This window comes from Streptomyces sp. NPDC005393 (genome assembly GCF_040606675.1).
Taxonomy (GTDB): Bacteria; Actinomycetota; Actinomycetes; order Streptomycetales; family Streptomycetaceae; genus Streptomyces.
This window is the reverse complement of record NZ_JBEXFG010000005.1, coordinates 60,599-80,390: the sequence shown is the minus strand read 5'-3', so window position 1 is coordinate 80,390 and position 19,792 is coordinate 60,599. Positions and strand designations below refer to the sequence as shown.

19 protein-coding genes and 1 pseudogene are annotated in these 19,792 nt (G+C 65.7%); 3 read left to right on the top strand and 17 right to left on the bottom strand.

Annotated elements, in window-relative coordinates; translation table 11 throughout:
* Positions 1 to 329: 329 nt before the first annotated feature.
* From ABZS71_RS07610 to ABZS71_RS07535, 16 genes and pseudogenes are all read right to left on the bottom strand, one after another.
* On the bottom strand, positions 330 to 1,943 hold the full coding sequence (locus ABZS71_RS07610) for a glycosyltransferase (RefSeq protein WP_356208238.1): 1,614 nt from the start codon (positions 1,941 to 1,943) through the stop codon (positions 330 to 332).
* 37 nt (positions 1,944 to 1,980) lie between these two features.
* Positions 1,981 to 3,090 carry a hypothetical protein gene (locus ABZS71_RS07605; protein ID WP_356208237.1) on the bottom strand — a complete coding sequence of 370 codons (1,110 nt, stop codon included), beginning with the start codon at positions 3,088 to 3,090 and terminating at the stop codon, positions 1,981 to 1,983.
* A 54-nt stretch (positions 3,091 to 3,144) separates the two neighbouring features.
* Positions 3,145 to 3,267 (bottom strand): hypothetical protein, encoded by a 123-nt coding sequence (locus tag ABZS71_RS07600; protein ID WP_356208236.1) that lies wholly within the window; start codon positions 3,265 to 3,267, stop codon positions 3,145 to 3,147.
* 49 nt (positions 3,268 to 3,316) lie between these two features.
* On the bottom strand, positions 3,317 to 4,483 hold the full coding sequence (locus ABZS71_RS07595) for a tetrahydrofolate dehydrogenase/cyclohydrolase catalytic domain-containing protein (RefSeq protein WP_356208235.1): 1,167 nt from the start codon (positions 4,481 to 4,483) through the stop codon (positions 3,317 to 3,319).
* A gap of 8 nt (positions 4,484 to 4,491) precedes the next feature.
* Entirely contained in the window at positions 4,492 to 5,244 is a 753-nt protein-coding gene (locus ABZS71_RS07590; RefSeq protein ID WP_356208233.1) for a hypothetical protein, read from the bottom strand.
* Entirely contained in the window at positions 5,241 to 5,738 is a 498-nt protein-coding gene (locus ABZS71_RS07585; RefSeq protein WP_356208232.1) for a hypothetical protein, read from the bottom strand. The genes ABZS71_RS07590 and ABZS71_RS07585 overlap by 4 nt, the downstream gene beginning before the upstream one ends.
* Positions 5,738 to 6,079: pseudogene (locus ABZS71_RS07580) on the bottom strand (DUF4913 domain-containing protein). The gene ABZS71_RS07585 and the pseudogene ABZS71_RS07580 overlap by 1 nt, the downstream one beginning before the upstream one ends.
* 226 nt (positions 6,080 to 6,305) lie before the next feature.
* Entirely contained in the window at positions 6,306 to 6,794 is a 489-nt protein-coding gene (locus ABZS71_RS07575; protein ID WP_356208231.1) for a hypothetical protein, read from the bottom strand.
* Between the two features lie 39 nt (positions 6,795 to 6,833).
* Positions 6,834 to 7,214: a DUF4913 domain-containing protein gene (locus ABZS71_RS07570; RefSeq protein WP_356208379.1), complete on the bottom strand. Its 381-nt coding sequence runs from the start codon at positions 7,212 to 7,214 to the stop codon at positions 6,834 to 6,836.
* A gap of 20 nt (positions 7,215 to 7,234) precedes the next feature.
* Positions 7,235 to 9,004 (bottom strand): TraM recognition domain-containing protein, encoded by a 1,770-nt coding sequence (locus ABZS71_RS07565; protein WP_356208230.1) that lies wholly within the window; start codon positions 9,002 to 9,004, stop codon positions 7,235 to 7,237.
* Complete coding sequence (locus ABZS71_RS07560) at positions 9,001 to 10,398, bottom strand: ATP/GTP-binding protein (RefSeq protein WP_355850104.1); 1,398 nt, start codon at positions 10,396 to 10,398, stop codon at positions 9,001 to 9,003. The genes ABZS71_RS07565 and ABZS71_RS07560 overlap by 4 nt, the downstream gene beginning before the upstream one ends.
* Before the next feature lie 110 nt (positions 10,399 to 10,508).
* Entirely contained in the window at positions 10,509 to 11,996 is a 1,488-nt protein-coding gene (locus ABZS71_RS07555) for an SCO6880 family protein (RefSeq protein ID WP_356208229.1), read from the bottom strand.
* A 99-nt stretch (positions 11,997 to 12,095) separates the two neighbouring features.
* Positions 12,096 to 13,286 carry a hypothetical protein gene (locus tag ABZS71_RS07550; protein WP_355849940.1) on the bottom strand — a complete coding sequence of 397 codons (1,191 nt, stop codon included), beginning with the start codon at positions 13,284 to 13,286 and terminating at the stop codon, positions 12,096 to 12,098.
* Positions 13,287 to 13,353: 67 nt separating this feature from the next.
* The gene (locus tag ABZS71_RS07545) at positions 13,354 to 14,118 is read right to left on the bottom strand and encodes a hypothetical protein (protein WP_356208227.1); all 765 of its coding nucleotides are present in this window, start codon (positions 14,116 to 14,118) and stop codon (positions 13,354 to 13,356) included.
* A 25-nt stretch (positions 14,119 to 14,143) separates the two neighbouring features.
* Positions 14,144 to 14,431, bottom strand: a complete 288-nt coding sequence (locus tag ABZS71_RS07540; protein ID WP_355849934.1) for a hypothetical protein — start codon at positions 14,429 to 14,431, stop codon at positions 14,144 to 14,146.
* 98 nt (positions 14,432 to 14,529) lie between these two features.
* Positions 14,530 to 14,778, bottom strand: coding sequence for a hypothetical protein (locus tag ABZS71_RS07535; protein ID WP_356208226.1), 249 nt, complete (start codon positions 14,776 to 14,778; stop codon positions 14,530 to 14,532).
* 682 nt (positions 14,779 to 15,460) lie between these two features.
* On the opposite strand from ABZS71_RS07535, the gene ABZS71_RS07530 reads away from it, so the two are divergent.
* Positions 15,461 to 16,516 (top strand): peptidoglycan DD-metalloendopeptidase family protein, encoded by a 1,056-nt coding sequence (locus ABZS71_RS07530; protein WP_356208224.1) that lies wholly within the window; start codon positions 15,461 to 15,463, stop codon positions 16,514 to 16,516.
* A 12-nt stretch (positions 16,517 to 16,528) separates the two neighbouring features.
* Entirely contained in the window at positions 16,529 to 17,194 is a 666-nt protein-coding gene (locus ABZS71_RS07525) for a hypothetical protein (RefSeq protein WP_356208223.1), read from the top strand.
* Between the two features lie 62 nt (positions 17,195 to 17,256).
* On the opposite strand, the gene ABZS71_RS07520 is transcribed toward ABZS71_RS07525, so the two are convergent.
* Positions 17,257 to 17,700 (bottom strand): hypothetical protein, encoded by a 444-nt coding sequence (locus ABZS71_RS07520; RefSeq protein ID WP_356208222.1) that lies wholly within the window; start codon positions 17,698 to 17,700, stop codon positions 17,257 to 17,259.
* Positions 17,701 to 18,247: 547 nt separating this feature from the next.
* Between ABZS71_RS07520 and ABZS71_RS07515 the strand changes: the two genes are divergently transcribed.
* The gene (locus tag ABZS71_RS07515; RefSeq protein WP_356208220.1) at positions 18,248 to 19,381 is read left to right on the top strand and encodes a hypothetical protein; all 1,134 of its coding nucleotides are present in this window, start codon (positions 18,248 to 18,250) and stop codon (positions 19,379 to 19,381) included.
* Positions 19,382 to 19,792 lie beyond the last annotated feature (411 nt).

Genomic DNA, 19,792 nt, shown 5'->3' with positions numbered 1-19,792 from the left:
TGCCCTCCGGCGCTCCCCTTACCGGACGTCATGCGGCCGCCGCCGTGATGGCCTGGTTCTTAGGGGAGGTGGCCTGCTGGGCGGCGGCTCCTTGCTGAGGAGCGCCCTGGATCTGTGTGCCGGCCTGGGTCGGCACCGTCTGCCCCCAAGGAACCTGCACGGCGACGCCGACACGTGCCCCATGCGCGCAATGCCAGGGAACTGGGACCGGAGAGGAAGAGTGCGGTCCAGGTGCGTTATGCAGAATTTCCGCGGCGACTCAGTGCGTGGCGATCTGCCGTGCCGTCGGCGACTCGGTCACCTCGTCTCTTCCTTTCCTGGCGGCGGTGTCAGCGCCCAGGGGCGCCACCGGCACCCGGCGTGGGGCCCGGACCTTGTCTGGTGTGCGGCATGGGGGACTGCCGGGGGACCGTGGTGCCTTGCGTACCGTGTGTGCCCTGCTGCGCTGTCCGCTTCGCGGGGTTCGGCATTTTGGCCGAACGGAGGGCCGCGATCTGTTCGACGGTCATGGGACCAGCAGGCTGGGGCGATTGTTGGCTCTGTGTCCGGGCCTGAGGCCCCTTGTTGTGGGCCGTTTCCTGAACCGGCGCCTGGGTGGAAGACTGCCGGTCGGCTGTCTGAGCCTTCGGGGCGTCGGAGGGGAGCACCGTCCCAGCAGGACCTTGAACGGTCGTCAGGGACGTCTGACGCGTTTGTGACGTCCTGCGTTCCTGGATATGAACCGCTTCACGGGTCACTTGGATGAATGATTCACTTGCGTTTTCCCAGGAGTACTGCTGCAGCTCCTGGCGCAGTTGCAGTGCCGCCTCACGACGCTGCGGAAGATCTTCCTTGAGGTCGGCAATGGCCGAAACCCACATCTCCGCCCGTTCGACGCCTGGTGGAGGTTCCTGAACGATGCAGGGTGATCCGAGGCTTGCGGGGATACGGTTCTGGTCCCCGAGGAACTGGGCGGCTCCGCTCTCCTGGTTCACCAGAACAGGAATACCGTGGCCCAGTGCCTCTGTGGCCACCAATCCGAACCCCTCATGCTTGGAGGGCATCATGACAGCGTCGGCTCGGCGTACTTCCGCGCGCAGCTCGTTGGGATCCCTTATGAATGCTTTTACTTCCACGTTCTCCGCGCCGGCCAGTGCGGCAAACTCTTCTTTTGCCTGGGCGAGCGTCTGCGCGTCGGCTCCCAGGATAGTGAGATGGGTGCTGACTCCCGCCTCATTGAGCTTGTTCACGGCGATGGCAGCATCCTTGACGCCCTTGAGTGGATCATCTACGCGGCCCATGACCAGGAGATTGAGGCGTCCTTGTGACGCGCCGTGAGTGACTGGTTGATCAATCTGTGTACCGGGTATGAGTTCGTGTACAGAGGGTTTCAGCTGGACGGATGAGGTAACCCTGTCCGCCTCGTTGGTCAGCAGTGGCCCAACCCCGATGACGATGTCAGACCGGCCCATGAACTCCAATTCAAGGCTCAGATCACGTTGAGCCTTGAAAGCGGCGTGCTGTGGGGCGTCAGGGTATTTAGCGTAAGGAAGTTTTTCGGGGCTGGTGTGCAGGAAGTGCGCCAATTTGGCATCCGGATACCATCTCTCGCGAAGCTGAGCCGCCGCTGGTCCCGAGAAGCGGCTGTGGCCGATGATGAGGTCGAAGGGGCGTTCATGGGAGCCAGGTAGTCCGAAGCCGCGCGGATCGTGTTGCGCGCACCACTCAAGCCAGACGCGCTCCTCCCAAGGCTCACTCCCTTCACCGGCCATCGGGGGAGGCGCGGGTGTGTGGAGCACCGTCACGCCTTCGTGCGGGGGAGTGTCCGGCTGAGTGGTGAGAAGGGTAACGCTGTGATTATTGGCGAGTGCTTCACACAGTTGCCAATTGAAGACCGGAAGTCCTCCCTTGCCCAGGCCGCTCCGCGTACACACGGCGAGAATGCGCTGCCGTCGTTCTGTCACTTCCCATCCCTAGGTTCGTAGGCAATTCGATGTGCCGTCAGAGCGCGGATTCAAATTTTTTGACGCAAAATTGCCCCAGTTCGAACGCGTCGAAGTGAAGCAACTCGGAATGCTGGTCCGGGTGCAGTCGCGCCGAGAACTCATCCAGGATTTCTGCGAGGATCAGGGCGACAGCAGAGGACAGCACCGTGTGTGTATCGCCCAGCTCGGACTCCGGGGGGAGTTGGTAGGTGATCGGTGTCCATGGCTCTCGGTCCTTCGCGAAAATGTCCTGCCAACTGGCCGCTACTTGTGCCAAAGGACGCGGGCCCTGCGTGCCCGGACCTAGCGTGCTGTGTGCCGTCGGATCGATTCCCTCGCCCTGTTCACGCCAGGCCGGAGTGTCGCTGCCGATGAGCACCTCACGGAGGACGATGGCGGCTTTGGCCGTACTCATGTCAACCGAGAAGTCTCTTTTTGCCTTGATCTCTTCGGGCAGGGGGATGCTTTCTGAGGCCCGCCATGCCACGTGGCCCAGGTGTTCCAGCTGCCCTTCCAGATCGGGCAGTTCGGCTGTCCAGCGGGCGGTGGTGGCGATCCAGGGGGCCCGCCCCGGCTGCGAGGTGGGTGTCTGGATGCCCAGCGGCGCCCGGAGCGCGTCGGCGGCCCGGTGCGCCACCTGGCTCAGCTCGGCACCATCCTGCCCCATGGTCATCGCCCACCGCCCCGGGGACAGACGCGTATTCATCTCCCGCATGAGTCCGGACATCAGCAGGCGCCATCCCGAGGTGACGAGAACACAGGAGCCGGGCTCCATGTAGAACTCGTGGAAGGGCTCCCAGCGCTCCACCAAATGCCCGGGGTCGGCCTTCCAGCGCTGGTCCCATTCCTCCGCCGCCTGGCCGAAGGTGAGGGGCTTGTCCTCGTCACCAGCAGCGGCCCTGCGCGAGATCAGATGGCGCGCCGGATCGGAGGGTTCACCAGGGCGCGGGACGCTCCGGCCCACGCTCAGCAGCACGTCCTCCAACTCCGTGAGAGCGGCCTTCCGCTCCTGGGGCCACTGGGGATGCACGCGCCAGGCCGGCGCTCCCTGTGCCCACAACATGCGCGACGCGGCCGAGTACACCCGCTCAAACCGATCCAGCGCGTCAGACGACCCGGTCGTCATATGTCTCACTCCTCGTCTTGTGCGTTTCGCTGGCCGTGATTTCGCACCCCGGACTCACCGTCGTACTCCTCCACCAGCCGGGCCTCCTTCGGCCGACGGCCCCTCGTCCACCCGCCGCTCCACCGCACCGCCTACCAACCGGTCGACGGCTTCCTCGATCTGCGCGGTGTCCTTCATACGGGCCGCTCCTCCGGATCAGCTCTCCGTGCGTACGTGCCCGCGCCTGCTATCGGGAAGGGCCGCCGCCCGGCTGCTGAGGCGGGCGAGGCGGCGTGACGCGCTGTGCTGTGCCGGCCGAGCGCTGGCCCGCCGTGTTCGCCTGCTGCGCGGACCCCTGCCCTGCGGCGTTTCCCTTCGCGGACTTCATGCTCGCCGCCGCCTTGATGGGCTGGTTCTGCGGAGAGACACCCTGCTGGGCTGCTGCTCCCTGCCCCTCGCCTCGGTATTGACCCTGGGGCCCATGTCCTCGTGCTTGTTCCGGTACGGCGGAGGCAGTCTGCGCTTGTCCCAGCTGCTCCCTCGTCTGGTAGTGCTGTGCCTGAGCCCGCCACGGCGTCACGTGCGGATCGACCTCCTGACGGGTCACTCGCTCCATCAGCGTTGCCATTTCCACCGGCCCGATTCCTCCGGGGACCGGCGTGATGTTCTGCGGTATGTCATACGCATCACGTCGAATATCTCCCATGACGGAGCCATCAGGTTGGGGAACAAAGCCGGAATCGACCACTAGCCGGTGGTGTTCTTGAAGGTGCTCCCTGCCTATGATCCCGGGGTTACCCGTGACCGAGACGACGATGTCGGCGTCGCGGACTCGCGTCAGGTCGTCCCCCGCATCCAGTTCGATGGGCTGGATGCCGTTCTCCTTCAACATCGTCACCACGCCCTGACCGACGAAGCCTCGGCTCCCGACGACGGCGATAGACGGGTTGTCCTGCGCATAGGGTTCGACTACGCGATAAATGCCTTCGGCCGTGGCGCAGGCCCGGTATGGAGAACACTCTTTCAGGAGACCGTCGATGTCCTTCGCGGGATCCATGTCGTCGACTACCGGCCGCATATGAGCCGGGGGCGGAAACTGGACGATGATTGCTGCGGTCTTCGCATCAGTGTTGAAGCGGTTCAGAGCTTCGGCGAAGTCTTGACGCGTCGCATCATGCGGCATGACGACGTGGTCCGCGATGAAGCCGAGATGTTCGAAGCTCTTGACCTTCTGCTCCGCCGAGACCTTCGACGCCTCCAGCCTCGCGGCCCACTCCGGGGGATCGTCAGGCGCGGGCTCGAATCGAATGATGGCTACACGCTTGCCGGTGGGCTCAACCTGTTCGTGGTAACCCGCGTACAGCTCCCTGGCCTGCCGCAACAGAGCACGTCCGGATACCTCCTGGCTTGCCATGGTGAGCGTCACCCCTCATGGCCGAGCTCGGACAGTACCTCCGGAACCGGCCGCAGCTGCCAACCCCCCAGAAACCGCTCCGTATCAGCCCGGCTGATCCTGACGTCGCCCTTGCGATCGTCCACGAATGTGTCGCCCTGCCACACCAGCGGAACCTGAGTGAAGGTGTCGGGACCTGCCGGATCGTGATAACTGAACTCGCCGAAATGCGCGATCCAGACCGCCCGTTGAAGCTGACTCCGGAATGCCTCCTGCAACAGCGGCAGGATCGCATCAGCCACCTTTCCGAAGTCCGCGGTAATGCCGCGATTGTCGGGATTGCTGGCAATCTCGGAAACCAGAACGGTTGCCTGATGGGTCTCCGGGATGTAGGCAGCACGCACCAGACAGTGTGCGGGGCCGGCAGCATGCCGCCAATGGACAATGCCCGTAAATCGAGGGGCACCGTCTTCGGTGTAGGTAATATTTTGGGGTGTAGTAGACATCTGTCCCTCCCGTTTGTGTGATCCCGCTGCTCGGCGACTGTGCGTGAGGGAGTAGTCAATCTCATGCACCCCCTCGGATTCCATCCGGTCGCCGGGTAGCTGGCCACCGTGTTCTGCGGTCTTCCCCTGGATGTCACGCATCATGTCGTCGAAGTCCGCGCGCTTGGCAGCAGCCCGTTCCCAGGCTCCTCGCACAATCGCGTCCTCGGCAGCAGTGAGCGTCAGATGGTCTTCGCCGTCCTCGGCCCGCCCTCGCCACGCATATTCCGCGGTCACCAGGACGTAGTCCCCGTGACTCCGCGCCGTTCCTGCAGGATCCGTTCAGCATCGGCGGCATCCACCGGTTCAAGGTGCGGCGGATCGGTCGGCCACGGGGAGTAGAAGTCGAAGATTTTGGTTGTCTTCACCCATTCGTCTCCCCTCCCGAAGATTTCATCCCGACCGCTCTCCGGGCTTGGCCGCTTGCGTGCGACGTTCACCGGTTTGTCGCCCGGCTTCGGTTCCTCCCGGTACACGGCCCAGTACAGGAACCAGCGTGACCGGTCCTTTTCCAACTCTGCCGCGCGGTCCGCGCTGACAGGGTGAAAGGACTCTGTGTGCGGTGCTCCATGCTCGCGCATGGACTCCGTCGGTTCGTGCCACTCCCAGTCCCAGAATGACAGGAACTGCCAATTCCCCGTACCAGCATGCAGACGCCACAAGTTCTCTGCGAATCGGTCCCCCGCCTGGACATGAAACCGGTTCATGAAGTACTCATATTCGACGCTCATCACGCTCCTTTCGTGACAGCCAACAGAAACCCGTCACCATTGTGCCACCGCTGGTGCTCCTTGGCCCGGTGCGCTCCCGCCTTGCAGCCGCTGAAAGGCCCCGCCGGGTCCCGCGATTCCATCATCGCGGGGCTCAAGTGGTCTCGGTGCCACACGGCGGGCCCGCTTGCACCGGCCGCCGGGTCTGTCAGCTCTTGCCAGGGTCACAGGGCGTGCAGACGGGCCACCGCCGTGAGGTGCTCCCACCACCTCGGGCACCAGGGGCCCGTATTTCTGGGTGTAGTAGACATCCGTCTCTCCCATTGTGTGAGCCTGCTGCTCGGCGACTGTGCGAAGACCAGGGCGCTACCGGTTGCGGCCTCCGTTCTGGCTATTCGTCTGGCTTTGATGTCGGGTCTGTTGGCCAGTCGGCTTACCCGCGCTCGGGCCTTGCGTCGCCTACGACGTAGCCGTGGCGCATGGCGGAAGCTCGCTCCCAGGCTCCGCGCACGACCGCGTCCTCGGCGGAACTCAGGGTCAGCTGGTCTTCATTGTCTTCGGCCCGGCCCCGCCATCCGTGGTCCCCGCTCACCAAGACGTGGCTCCCGAGATGCTGCGCCGTTCCTTGATGATCCGTTCTGACTCATGGGCATCCACTGGTTCAAGGTGCGGTGGGTCGGTCGGCCAGGGGAGTAGAAGTCGAAGATATCCGTCGTCCTGACCCTGATTGTCCCGGCCGAAGATCTGATCCTGACTCTTGTCCGGACTCACCTTCCGGCGCACCACGTTCACAGGCTGGTCTCCTGGCTTCGGTTCGCCTCGGTAGACAGCCCAGTACAGGGACCAACGCGATCGGTCGTTCTCCAACTCGGCGGCATGTTCAGGACTCACCGGTCGAAGCGACTCCGCATGCGGCGAACCATGCTGAGGCGCGGTCGCCGCCAGGTCGTGCCACTCCCAGTCCCAGAACGACAGGAACTGCCATGCCTCTGTGCCCGGCCGTCGTCTCCAGAAGGTTTCTCCTGTGCGATTTCCTTCGCGTACCTCAAAGGGCTCCAGGAAGTATTCGTATGCCATGCTCATATTCGCTTTCGCTGGACGGGTATTACCCGGCATTTACCCGTCGTACTCGTCCACCACCGGCGCTTCCTTGGCCCGGTGGGACCCGGCCTTGCAGCCGCTGAAGGGACCCGCCGGGTCACGCAATTCCACCATCGCCGGACCCAGATGATCGCGATGCCACACGGCGGGGCCGCTCGCACCGGCCGCCGGGTCTGTCAGCTCTTGCCAGGTCAGCCACAGGGCGTGCAGACGGGCCACCGCCTCAAGGTGCTCCCACCACCTCGGGCACCAGGGGGCCTGGGAGCGGGTTTCGCGGCCGTAGACTGGGATGAGTAGCCCGTTCACCCACATCGACAGGCCCCGCATCTCCTCGGCGTACTCCTCACCCTCCAAGTAGAGGATGAAAGGAGGAGCCTGCGGCTCGCCGCCGTCCATGCCGCCGAATGCCTGTTCGGTCACCGTATTCCCATCGCTCCCCGCGCTGCGCGCGCCGTCATGGCGTCCGTTTCCGCCTTGGCCGCCGCCTGGATGCGCTCCGCTCCCGGCTCCAGGAACCAGGGACGCAGCCGTATCAGGGCCGGCCGGATTCCTGTGGCCAGCAGCAGGGCCGTGCCCTTGGGGAGGGCCCTGATCCGATCGACCGGCATGACCCGCTCCTGCCGGTAGGAGGTGGAGCGAGAGCGGCCGTCCCTGCTGCGCGAGATGCTGACCGTACTCACGTCGTGCTCGCCCACCAGCTTGGAAACCTTCTCCACGAAGTCAGCGTCGTCCAGCCCCGCGCCCAGCAGCTTGATCGTGGCCGCGCTCCACAGGGCGTCCATCCCGGCCTCGCCCCAGACCCGGCTGCCCTGCCGGTAGCTCTGGAGCAGGGTGACGACATTGATGCCGCGGGAGCCGAAGTGGGAGTAGAGGTCGGGGAGGTCCGAGATACGGCAGACGTTCGCCGCCTCATCCAGCACGGCCGTCATCGGAGGATCCAGCCGTCCGCCCTGCCGCTCCGCTGCGACGGCACCCGCCCGCATGACCGAGTCGGTCATGGCCGCGATGACGCCCGCGGCCGACCCACCCCCGTCCTTGGAGAGCAGGTAGAGGGTGTCCCGGCTGAGCGCATGCCGCTGGGGGGAGAACTGAGCCACCTTCGGATCCGATGTCACCCATGCCGCGATTTTCGGGTCCAGCAGACAGGCGACGCACTGCCGGGCGGTTTCGAAGATGCCGTCCCGCGTTTCGACGGCGCCCTGGATGGTGCCTCGCAGCTGCGCGGCGAGCGCCTCCATCCCGGCGTCGTTGAGCAGATCGATGGGCGTACGGTCGGCCGGGTCGGCCAGCCAGCCCAGCAGGTCGGTGACCTGGCGCTGCCCCCGGTTGGCGGCGTGGAACAGCGCGGTAAGAGTGTTCTGCGCGGCGGAGGTCCAGAAGTCCTTCTTCGAGGCGTCGTCGTTGACGGCGCCCACGAAATGACCGGCCAGCCGCATGGCGCCTTCGATGGTGGACGCTTCGGCGAGCATGTCCCACCACATGGCGCGCGGTGTGTGGGCGATACCCTGCGGGTCGAAGGTCCACACCGTGCCGACCCGCTCCCGCTCGGCCTTGGTAACGGTGTAGACGTCCGCCTTGTTGGAGGTGAGCAGTACGGGCCCCCGCGCGCGTAGGGCCCGAGGGGCGGCGATCCCGGTGGACTTGCCGGAGCGCGGTGCCATCAGATGCAACTCCACATCCTCGTACGAGGAGCGCAGTTCCGGCCCGTTGGGTTCCAGGTTGCCCAGCAGGTTGCCGGTGTCGTCCGGTTCGAGCTTACGCAGCTTGGCGAGGGAAGGGCGCAGCGAGCGCGCCTTGGCCGCGGCGGCCTTTGGAAGCAGCGGACCCAGCTCACGGCGGCCCGCCAGTCCCTTGGGCTTGGAAACCCGCTTCCGGATGGTCACGATCACCCAGGTGATGAGCGCGGCACCCAGCACGAAGAACAGCACGATGCCGGTGACGACCGTGCCAACGGGAGCGTCGGGCCATAGGGCCGACGGTCCTTTCTGTGCCAGGTCACCCATCGACTGGAGAGAGAACTCCGGAGGGTTCCAGCCCTCTCCGGCGACGGCCGCGCCCGCCGTGCCGCCCAACCAGGCTCCGAAGAACGCGACGAAGCAAAAGGCGAAGACGCCGACGATGATCCATGGCAGGAATTCGTCAGCGCCGCCTCCGCCCCTCCGTCCTCCCGCACGTGGTGTGCTCATCGTGGTGCCCCCGTAATCCCCGCCGCGGGCTTTCCGGCATCGGCCCAGCGCGTATTGGTGTTGTGCAGATCGCGCTCGGTGTCCGTGATCGCGACCCGGATCGGGATGCCGGGTCGGCCACCGACCTTGATCAGGAAACGGCCTCGTCCGGGCGGCTCCTCGTTCCCGCCCGTACCGGCCCAGCCAGGAGGCGAAGACCAGGAGGAGACCAGGTCGATCTCGCGTTCCGAAAGCCCGACGACATTGCTGAGATCCTGCATCTCGGCCCGCGGTAGACCAGCGCAGACCACCATGCCGGCCCGCTCGACGAAGCCGCGTGCCTTGGCCTTGTCCGCCTCGCTGCCCAGCGACTCAGCATCCTTCAGGGTGTGGGTGATCTTCGCATCGCCCATGCCCAGCGAGCGGTTGAGCCGAGTGAGCGCGTCGATGCGCTCGACGATGCCGGGGGCGGCGCGCAGCGGCCGCCACAGCTCGTCGAGAACGGTGAAGAACCACCGCTGTGGGGCGAGGCCCGCGTCCGAGAGCGCGTGCGCGGCGGCCACCGTGCCCAGCCCGTCCGACCACGCGGCGAGCATCGCCGCCGCCGTCAGCTGAGTGTCGGCCTCGCCGATGCGCGAGATGTCGATGCACACGGCCGGCGCGTTGGGGTTGATACGGGTCGAGGTCTCGGATGCGAAGGTGTCCCCGAGCGGCCCGTCCAGCACCCCGAGCAGTGACCGGTGCAGCGGGTCCACGGCCTCCCGGTAGCGGGTCATGTCGCCGCGGTCCAGCGTGACGGAACGCACCCGGTCCGGACCTTCGTCGAGCACGCGCAGCAGGTCCGGCAGCAGCGGGGCGCGACCGCCCCGGGGCCGTTCGTTGAGGTGGTGCAGGCAGGCGGAGAGTACTGACAGTTCGTGGTCGTGCATCGGATGTCCGCGCACGATGGTGATCAGGGCGGCCACCATGTTGAGTACCCGCCCATGGGCCTCGGCCATGAGTGTACGGCCCGCCTCCCCGCCGAGCCGCACGGCCGCCTGACCCATCGCGCCGGGGTCGAGCACGTTGATGCCACCGACCCCGCGGCCGATGCGGATCACCTGCCCGCCCAACGCCCGCACCGTGTCGGCGTAGTCGGGTTTCAGGTCGCCCAGCACCAGGGGCACCACGCCCGTCGCCGAGAGCCCGATGAGCATGCGGTTGACGAGCGTCGACTTGCCCAGACCCGGCATGCCCAGCATGAACAGGGAAGGATTGGAGATGTAGCGAGCGCGGGTGAACCACGAGATCGGGTCGCCGCACACCGTCGCACCGGTGTGCAGGTGCTGACCCAGCGGTACGCCCGTCATTGGCGCCCCGGACCCGGCGGCGAACGGCCACAGCCCGCAGGCCTGCACGGTGGTCGCGCGCCACATGGACGGCGGGTCCATATGCGCCACCTGGCCACCGCCTGGCCCCAGCCAGCCGCGGGAAGTCGGCATCGGCTCCCGGAGCTGCTTGGTGCGCTTGGGCGGCTTCTTGCTGCTCACAGGGCCTCCCGGATCTCGCGCGGCATAAGGGTGTGCTCCCATGGAAGAATCCCGACCGGCAGCGTGCAGGTGAACGCGGAGGCCTGCATGCGGTCGGCGGAGCGCATCTGCACACGCGAGGATGCCTGGAGATTCCTGACCGTGGTCGCGGCGTCGGCCAGCTGCGCCTCACTGTCGACCGTGATCGTCAGCATCAGCGAGAACTCCACGAGTCCGGCGCCTGAGGCCTCTTCTGCCGCGGTCTGCTCGGCGGCCCGCATCTCCGTGGAGGCGCGAGCCTGGACGAGGCCGCGCCCTGACGAGGCCGTGAAGTGCGCGTTCCGACGGTCGGCTTCGACGATCCGGGCGGAGGTCGCGGGGTCGATCGGGCGGTACACCAGGCAGACCCGCTTGCGACGGGTTCCGGGGGCGGGCTCGAGCAGTCCGCGGAGCACATTGGAGCGGACCGTGCCGCGCGGGGCCAGGGTGAGCAGCCAGCTCCGGGAAACGCCGGAGTCGTGCCGGTAGCTTCCGACAGCCTCGATGGCGCTGGCGGGGCCCGCGTCCTCCCATTCCAGCCCCGTCGAGGTGTGCTCGGCGCGGGCCCTCAGCACATCGGGTCCGACGGCTGGGTCGTAGGCCACACGCACGGTTTCGGCGATCTGCTCGGCGGAAAGCGGCTGGGCTGAGCCTCCGCCCGCCACGACGAGACCGGACAACAGGCCCGGAAGCCGCATGGCGAGATCGGTGATCACCTCGTCCGGCTTACGGCGCGTGCCAACGGTGCCGTAGGTCAGGGTGATGTACGTGTGCATCTCCGAGGAGGCGGAGGGGTACTTCTCCACGACCTCTTCCATCACGGCGCGGGCGGCGGGCGGCGCGTCGGGGGAGAGCCGGGGCAGCACCTCCGCCGCCAGCCGGGTGCCGGTGTCCGGCGCGGTCTCCACGACGACGGAGGCGCCGCGCAGACCGGGCTCGTGCGAGAGTCGGGCAAGCCAGTCGCCCCAAGACGCCACCCAGATGTCGACCTGCTCGGCGTCGATGAGGGAACCGCCGTCGGGCTCGCAGACGAGGACCACCGTGTAGAGGTTGCGGCCCGGGTGGTGCAGTACGCCGAAGGGACGGTCGTAGGCGTCCCTTCCCTCGTGCATCTTCACCCGGGCGAGAAGGCCAGGCGGCGAGAAACGACCGCCGGGACGCTTGGACAGCGGGCCGGACACATAGACGTGCGAGCCCTTGGACTTTCGGTTCATCCAGCCGATACGCACAGCGACCATCTGATAGACGTTTCGGCCGTCCACGGTGCGGACGGCAATGGGAGCAACGAAGAAGAAGAGCGGTATCAACACGGCGATCGCCATGAGCAGCGATATCAGTGAAGCGAGCAGCACCACCACCAGACCGCCGAAGGTGACGACGGTGCCGAGTAGCCCCAGCGGTCCCAGGCCGGGTCGTCTGGGCCGCCGCCAGTTTCCGTATGTCGGACGTGCGGCTTCGGATGCCATGGTGTTCCTTTCGGTGAAGCCCTGGCCCTCGGGGGAGAGATGAGCGGACGCATCGCCGCGTCGGTACCGAAGTGACGCAGGTGCCGACGCGGCGGACGCTTACTCGTTGTGGCCCTTGTTTCCGTCGTTGTCCCCGAAGGAATTGACTACTTCGGTGGCGGCACCGGTCGCGGCCTGTGCCGTGACGGCCGCGGCTTGGGCCGCGGCCGCGGCACCTCCCGTCGCGGCGCCGGCCGCGGCTCCACCGCCCGCGGCGGCGCCGCCACCCGCACCGCCACCCGCGCCGCCGCCACCGGCAGCACCACCGGGGGTGGCTCCACCGCCCGCGGGCGCGCCGGCACCGCTGGAGGGCGAACCCTTGGGGCCTTCCTTGGACCCGCCACCACCGCTGATGGACCCGCCGCCGCCTCCTGCGGAACCACCGGCGATGCTGACAGCGCCACTGGCGATGGTGTTCGCCGCGCCCATCGCGACACCGCCACCGGAAGTGTCACCGAGCGCTGCGGTGGCGGGAGCCACCAGCTTCAGCAGCGCGGGGAGGGCGAAGGTCGCCAGAATCAGCGTCCCAAGACCGGCGACGACCTGAGTGATGTTCTTCCCGTCTTTGCCGTCGCCGCCTTCCTGCATCATGATCTGTCCGGAGAAGAAGACCAGCGCGGCGGCCGGCTTGAAGAGAAGCCACGCCACAAGCCATCCAATGTGCTTTTTCCACCATCCGCTCCCCCAACCCGTCATGGACGAAGCAGCGGCCAGCGGCAGCGTGCCCACCAGCATGACCAGGACACCGATCCGAAGGATCATGAGAATGGCTTGGACAAAGGCCGCAAGGATGGCCAGTAGCCCGAAAATGATGACTAGCCCAGGGCTGGTTGGCACCAGGGCCATCAGTGCATCACCAACGACTCGATTTCCCGCTTTACTCTGTGACGGCTTGTTGTATATGTACTCGGCATAGGCATCCGATGCCCTGGCGAGCGCCATCATCACCCCTGTGGCCATGGCGCTCACCAGAATGACGCGCCACATCCCTTGGAATGCCTGCTGCATAGTCTGTCCCTTTCGGTCCAGAGCCATGCGTACGGCTGCGAAGAGCAGTGAGGCTACCGCCACGTAGCCAACCAGCCAGTTCACCTCGTCTTGGATCTTATTGATAGATCCGCCGCTGCCGTCAGCATCGATGCCGAGCCAGAGTCCATTCAGCCACTTCATGAACGAGTTGGCGGCGCTCCCCAGGGCTTCGGCAAATGCTTCCACAACATTTCCAATCACCGTATCCGCGGCCGATGACACTGCGTCCTTGACCGCATTAGGGATGGCCCTGAGGCAGGCCCCGGGGTCAGTGACTCCGCAACCCATTTCAGTTCCCCCACATCACGAAGCCATTGGTGCCGTTCACCATGGTCGGGTCCGGGCTGTAGGAGCCATCCTTTCGCAACACCAGCTGCCAGTCTCCATCCTGCCATTTTGCATCTACGGGTAGGGTGAAGTAGACCTCGGAGAATTTCATGAGGATCACGATGGAGGCCTGCTTCTTCGAATAGGCCAGGACGGAGAAACCCGCGTATTGGCTCCCCTGCGATGGAGCCGACAGGGGCCTGTCCTCTTCCTTTGCCCGCTTCCGCAGGAAGGCGTCCCTGCCTTCCCCCGCTGCCATCTGCTCCTCCGCGAGCTCACGCCACCCGGCGTAGGGGATGTGCTGGATGATGGAGTGGACGGCCATGACGGCGCCCATGGAGGTGTGCGCGAAGCAAGACCATATGGGCTCGTTGTACTTGAGTGGCCCGGCAGTAGGAGATGTAGGGACAGTCTCGCTGCCGATGTTCTTCCAGCGCATGTCCGCCGGCGGCTTCGTCGGCTTGTCCTGATCACTGTCGTCGGTTCGGCAGCCTGCGGGACGCTTGCTCCCGGAACGCGACTCGCTCGACTTCGACGGTATGGCGCTGGGCGATGCGGAGTGCTGAGTGTCCGAACTCTTGCCGGAGTCCCCTACGTCGGACAGTGCCGCCACACCGGCGAGGCCCAGCATCGCGAGGAGAAAGCCGGCGGAGATGAGCCAGCCCCGCTGGTGGAAGAACGGCTTCTCCCACTCTCCACTGTCGTCCTTGTCGCGCCGGAGAGCCATCGCGTCGTCCCCCTATTCGCAGCGGTCAGAAGATGAAGTTGACGAGCGGCCCCGCCGTGGATACCAGGACGCAGCCGCCCAGCACCATTCCCAACCGACCCATGTGCTCGGAACCTTCACCGCGCCGCATCGACATCGCCATCATGGCGCCCGTGATCAGCACGCCGGCGACACCGGCCGCGGTTCCCGCCCACGCGACGATGCCGAGGACGGTGTCCACCTTTCCCGTCAGCTCACTAGGGGCATTGGACTTGGGCTGGGGAACATCGCCATCCGCCAGGTACCTGTAGAGGTGGGCCTTCATCATCTTCATCTCCTTGCTGGTTCACATGCAGTCGCCAAACTTGCGGCGCACGTTGTGACCTATTTGGGGCTTGTTACGTGCGTAGTGCCGAAGCATTGAGTGGCCGATTAGAAGAGTAGAAAATTGACGACGGGTCCGGCCGTCGCGGCGATGACGCAAGCGCCCATCACCGTTGCAAACTGGACCAAGTGTTCTTGCCCCTCTCCCTGACGCAAGGAAACCGCCATCCGCATGCCGACGATCAGGAGACCCATCACGCCCGCGGCAGAGGCCAGCCAGGCCATGTATCCCAGGATTTGGTCGAGTGGTTGTGTGACCTTGGCGGGAGGTCCAGCCAACAGCAGGAACGTTTCCATCAATAACTCTCCGTGCTTACTGCGTGGGGGGCGCAACGAGACGCGCGAGAGCGGTGACCTCGCGCGGTATCGGGCCCTTCAGCTCGCCTGTGCGCCAAGCGGAAACCCATGGCACTCGATGAACGGCTACGGCGGACCCAATGATCTTGATACGCTGGTTCAGTTGCCTCGGTAGCCGACCTGGTGCGTCGGCCACCAGGACTACGGCCGCGACCTGCACGCCCGGGGGCTGGTCTCCTCGGCGGAGGATATCGAGCGTCTGTGACACGGCTTGCAGGCCTGCCGAGTGGGTACGTGCCACCAACAGAACCGTATGCGGCTCACCTTGAGTGAGGTCGGGCCACCGGTGACCGACGTCCACGCCGCCCAGCAGCCTCGCCAGAGTGGATGCTCCAGCGCCACCGTGGACGCTCATCCACGCGTATTGCTCTTGGAAGGCAGGCTCCGCTGCCTCAGCTGAGTGTCTCTCTGCATCGGACGCGCTGCCGATGATGACGGGCCCGCGCACCCAGATCTCCGGGCCATAGCCTGGCACCGTCGTACTCCCCCCGCACGGATGCTTGTCCCCCAACGCTTTGCGAGCAGCCCCCACTTGCTGCTTGGGGCCATGCTCCTGTCGCGGCACTTTATAGGATGTGCCATACCCTCATGTTGTCAGAGCTGCAGAGGGTACCCAAGCGGCGTGACGTATCTGCTGCAGACACGTGACCAACTCGGGGGATGGATGTCAAAGAGCGCAGCAGCGTGGATAGTCGGTGCTGCCGCGGCCGCGGCGTTTGTGCCAGTTTTCCTTTTCGTGGGCATCGCGGCGGAAGGCAAGCCGGAGCCTGAAGCGCCCGGTGGCGGCGGTGCTCTCAACACCAAGCAGGTACCGGCCCAGTACGCCCCATGGGTGCTCAAGTCCGGCAAACAGTGTAAAGAGATCGGCCCGGCCGTGATCGCCGCTCAGATCGAGGCCGAATCCGGCTGGAACCCAAATGCCAAGTCCCCGGTCGGTGCCGAGGGCCTGTCCCAATTCATGCCCGGCACGTGGAAGACCTGGGGTCGCGACGACGACAACAACGGCCGTATATCCCCGTATGACCCGGGCGATGCCATCATGGCGCAGGGTCGCTACGACTGTGCCCTGAGCAGGCAGGTCAGGCGCTATGTCGATGGGGGCAACATTGTTGATCTGGCCCTCGCGGCCTACAACGCCGGGCCGGGAGCGGTGCAGAAGTACGGCGGCGTTCCCCCGTACGACGAGACCACGGCCTATGTCGCGCGGATCAAGTCCCTCATCGCCAAGTACGAGCAGGCTGCGGGTAGCGACGGCAAGGTCCCGGCGGGCCAGAAGATGGCAATGCCGGTTTCAGGAAACCCGCCGGTCACCTCGCCTTACGGCATGCGGGTACACCCGGTGACGAAGGTGTACAAACTTCACACAGGCATCGACTTCGGCGCGAAAATGAACGCCCCTATGCTCGCGGCACTCAACGGCAAGGTCACCTTCGCGGGATGGTCGACGGGTTACGGCAATCGCGTCGTGATCTCGCACGGCACCATGGATGGAAAGCAGGTCTCGACGACCTACAACCACATGTCGGCGATCAGCGTCCATGTGGGCCAGGAAGTGAGGACCGGCACCCAGGTCGGAGCGGTAGGGTCCACCGGCTATTCAACGGGTGCTCACTGCCACTTCGAAGTCCAGGTAAACGGCAAGTACGTCAACCCGGCCCCGTGGCTCGGACTCAAGTAGTAAGGGGCAGTTGTGAGCGCATCTGTCAGCACCAAGCAGGCGATCGCCTCAGTCATCGGCGTCGCCGCAGCGATCGTCACCCTTGCGGGCTGTGGTCTGCCCGGTCTGGATAGTGACTCGGCGCCCAAGACGTCTTCGCCGTCGCCGTCGTTCGTGGAGAAGGCTCCGGTTCCCTCGGCGAAGCCGCTCGGCCCCGATGCCCGTGTACCGGACCGGCCGAAGGTTGACTGGAACAACCCCAGCGAGGTGGCCCAGGCATGGGCGGTGGTGGCTTACGGCTACGACACCAAGTACGACTCGAGCCCGCACGACGCCGTGCTGCGGGCTGCTCCGTACTACACAAAGAACAAAGCCGCGCAAGAGCGTGAGTACCACCCTGCCGCCGGCAGCGGTGAGCAGTGGAACACATGGGCCAAACACAATGCATGGACGAAGGCCAAGGCGACACTCGAAGTGGACGGTGACTCACCGCCGGACAAGCCGAAAGAGGCTCACCGTCAACTGACCATCGTCGGCATTGCACACGGCCGCGACGGCTGGAAGAGCAAGGGGCCGAGGCTGCAGGCATTCGTCAAGCTTGTCCGAAGCGGAGAAGGCGAGCCATGGCGCATCAGTGAAGTGAACGCGATTTCGGAGGCCGCGGTGCCGAGCGCACCGCCGTCGGAAAGCCCTGACTGACATCGCACATCACGTTCACTCCGAGGGGGTGCATCCAAGATGTACCCCCTCGTTGCTCGGTATCAGGATGCGGCCGGCTGCGGCTTTTCCAGCGGAATGCACTTGGGGGACGGATCCGGGTAGCCGCATAGCTTGCTCCCGTTGAAGTCCCTGTCCGCATTGGTGTCGGCCACAAACGTGACGTAGTACGGTGTATCGGCCGCTAGCGTGCCGAGAGTCGCCCGTACACCCGCGCCCTGCCCTTCCCCCTTGGCGTTCACTTGGTCGGCCGTGTAGTAGTCTGTCGCCGGCTCCAAGGTCGGGGTGTCGTCGCCCCATTCCGGCTTCTTCACTTCAAACTGAATTGAGCCGGGTGCGGTGGTAGGTCGGTGGTCCAATGCGGACTTCACCACCATCACAACCTCAAGATAAATTGAATCCGAGCTGGCTGCGTTTCCATCCGGACTCTCGTAGCTGAGTTTGGCCGAGACTGTCTGTGCCGTGTAGTTCGAGGCTGAGCTGTCCACCCGCAAGATCGGTCCATGGGGCTTGGGCGGCCGGGGCTTGGCAGCGGAAGAGGACTTGACCGGAGAGGCTTTCCCGGCAGAGTCGTTGCCGCCACTGTCTCCGCCGCACGCCGTCGTGGAGGCGGCGCACAGGAGAGCTGCACATCCCAAGGTCAACTTGCGGCCCATTGCGTGCATGTTCGAGTGATCCTCTCTTGGCAGTAGCGCATGCCGAAGGTCTCGCGTGAAGTGGGCTCGGCAAGCCTAGCGTTCCCGTCAGTCGTCATCCCATGTGTTCGAAACTGAGCGGGAAGTACCCGCGCTGTGGGAAACGTTCAGTGGCGACGCCTTCGGGAGGAGGAGGGGCAAAATGGGCGATTGCGGCATATCGGTGTCTCGACAGTCTGGCCTCACTGGGCGGAACGCCGATGACCTCAGAGCGCGTCTTCCCAACAGCCTCACCTCTACCGCGGTTCCTACGGTCAATCGCTACGCTTCACTGCGCATTACGCTGTGAGGTACCCCCCAAGCGTCTGATCTCGTCCGGAGCGACCCTAGTGAGTCTCTGATGCCCAAGCCACTTCGCCGCAAGCGGAATTCCCCTGCCGAGGAGCATCAGCCTGCCTTGACGCCCTTTGAAGTGCAGATCACCGAAAGCGGAGACTGCACGATCGGCGGCCTGCCGGTGGCGCCGAGTCAAAACGAGGCGCTCCATGACTCCGTGCTGAACTATCTGCACCGGCTCGCCATGGCGACCGGTCACCCCGTCAGGGCCACCGTCCACGACGCCCGCAGCGGCTTCGTCACGCCCATTGAGGTTCGGACGGATGGCTCCAGCCAGTTCGCCGGGGAGCCTGAGCGCATGCCTCAGCGCGAAGCGTTCTCTGCCGCGTCGGCACCCTCGCGCCCGATGGCCGGGGATCCGCCGCGTGAGCCTCTGCCTCGTCCCGAGGTGCACTCCACGGGCCCGGCGGCGCAGGGGGATTGGCTGTCGAAGGGCAAGCCGGGGATGGGGAACGACCAGGGTCAGCAGGACTCGGTGGACCTTCCTCCTCCGCTGCCGCATACGAGGGTCGCTTTTGTGAGCGAGGGTCTGGAGCCGTCTCGTCCGGAGGGAGGCGAGGGGCCACAGGAGCAGCGGTGCGAGCATCCCGGGTCCGTCGGTGAGCCCGCGCCGGGAGATGTTCCACCCGCTATCGCCGATGCCGTCACCCGCATCAATCAGGCGCTTCAGCGGGGGCACATCGAGTTCGCCGCGATGACGGGACAGCACAGCCTCACGTCGGCCGCGCAGGAATTCGGCTCCGACCATCCCCACGTGCTGGAACTTCAGGAATTGTGCGCGCACATCGCTTATGTCGCGGGGGATGCGAGCCGGTCCATGACAATGGCCCTGGAAGTAGCGCGCTCCCGGCAGCGCCTGGGTGATCCCAGTGCCTACGCGACCCTGATGCGGGCGGCTGCGGTCTGGCCCGCTATCGGTGATCCGCGGGAGGGGCTTGAGTGCGGGCGGGCACTGGTGGCCGTGTGGTCGGCGCTGGCCCGGGAAGGCGGGCAGGCCGCCGCGGACATCGGCAGGCTCGACGCAGCGAAGCGGAGAATGGTGCGCCTCGCCCAGCGTGCGAGTGAGCAGGGGGCGGGTCCGTCGCATCAGGGTCCGGGCCCGGAGACCCCAGGGGCGACCGTGCATGGGGCCGGGTGACCCTTGGGGTCTGCTCATGACCGTCTGGCCGCCCCACGGAGGTCAGTGCTCCACGGAGGTTTTGGAATGGAACGCGGAGGACGCCAAGCCGACACGTTCGGTCGTGAGAACCAACGACTGCAACAGAATCGGAACATCGTCCGTGGCAGTGAGGTCGCACGGCGCGATCGGGATCGGGCTCGCGCCGCGCGTCGGCGTTCACCGCGGACCCGGGCCGAGGTGTATGTCAATGAATCTACCGGGACGGTGAGTTGGCGCGTTCGGATGACACCGATGGAACGCCGTTCAGCCGCCGCGAGGGCGGCCGTCCAGAGCCCATACGCGCCAACGCGTTCCGTAGCGGCGCAACGGCATGCCGAAGCGGCGGCTCTCCGGTCCGTCGGTGTCGATCCCGCCCGCGGTCGGACCGGC

What these genes read in the sequence shown, in the direction of transcription:
- ABZS71_RS07560 (WP_355850104.1), bottom strand. Translation starts at nt 10,398, where the DNA reads ATGTGGCGCGCGACCACCGTGCAGGCCTGCGGGCTGTGGCCGTTCGCC.
- ABZS71_RS07535 (WP_356208226.1), bottom strand. Translation starts at nt 14,778, where the DNA reads ATGGAAACGTTCCTGCTGTTGGCTGGACCTCCCGCCAAGGTCACACAA.
- ABZS71_RS07545 (WP_356208227.1), bottom strand. Translation starts at nt 14,118, where the DNA reads ATGGCTCTCCGGCGCGACAAGGACGACAGTGGAGAGTGGGAGAAGCCG.
- ABZS71_RS07575 (WP_356208231.1), bottom strand. Translation starts at nt 6,794, where the DNA reads ATGGCATACGAATACTTCCTGGAGCCCTTTGAGGTACGCGAAGGAAAT.
- ABZS71_RS07540 (WP_355849934.1), bottom strand. Translation starts at nt 14,431, where the DNA reads ATGAAGATGATGAAGGCCCACCTCTACAGGTACCTGGCGGATGGCGAT.
- ABZS71_RS07555 (WP_356208229.1), bottom strand. Translation starts at nt 11,996, where the DNA reads ATGGCATCCGAAGCCGCACGTCCGACATACGGAAACTGGCGGCGGCCC.
- ABZS71_RS07565 (WP_356208230.1), bottom strand. Translation starts at nt 9,004, where the DNA reads ATGAGCACACCACGTGCGGGAGGACGGAGGGGCGGAGGCGGCGCTGAC.
- ABZS71_RS07605 (WP_356208237.1), bottom strand. Translation starts at nt 3,090, where the DNA reads ATGACGACCGGGTCGTCTGACGCGCTGGATCGGTTTGAGCGGGTGTAC.
- ABZS71_RS07595 (WP_356208235.1), bottom strand. Translation starts at nt 4,483, where the DNA reads ATGGCAAGCCAGGAGGTATCCGGACGTGCTCTGTTGCGGCAGGCCAGG.
- ABZS71_RS07585 (WP_356208232.1), bottom strand. Translation starts at nt 5,738, where the DNA reads ATGAGCGTCGAATATGAGTACTTCATGAACCGGTTTCATGTCCAGGCG.
- ABZS71_RS07515 (WP_356208220.1), top strand. Translation starts at nt 18,248, where the DNA reads ATGCCCAAGCCACTTCGCCGCAAGCGGAATTCCCCTGCCGAGGAGCAT.
- ABZS71_RS07570 (WP_356208379.1), bottom strand. Translation starts at nt 7,214, where the DNA reads ATGGACGGCGGCGAGCCGCAGGCTCCTCCTTTCATCCTCTACTTGGAG.
- ABZS71_RS07600 (WP_356208236.1), bottom strand. Translation starts at nt 3,267, where the DNA reads ATGAAGGACACCGCGCAGATCGAGGAAGCCGTCGACCGGTTGGTAGGC.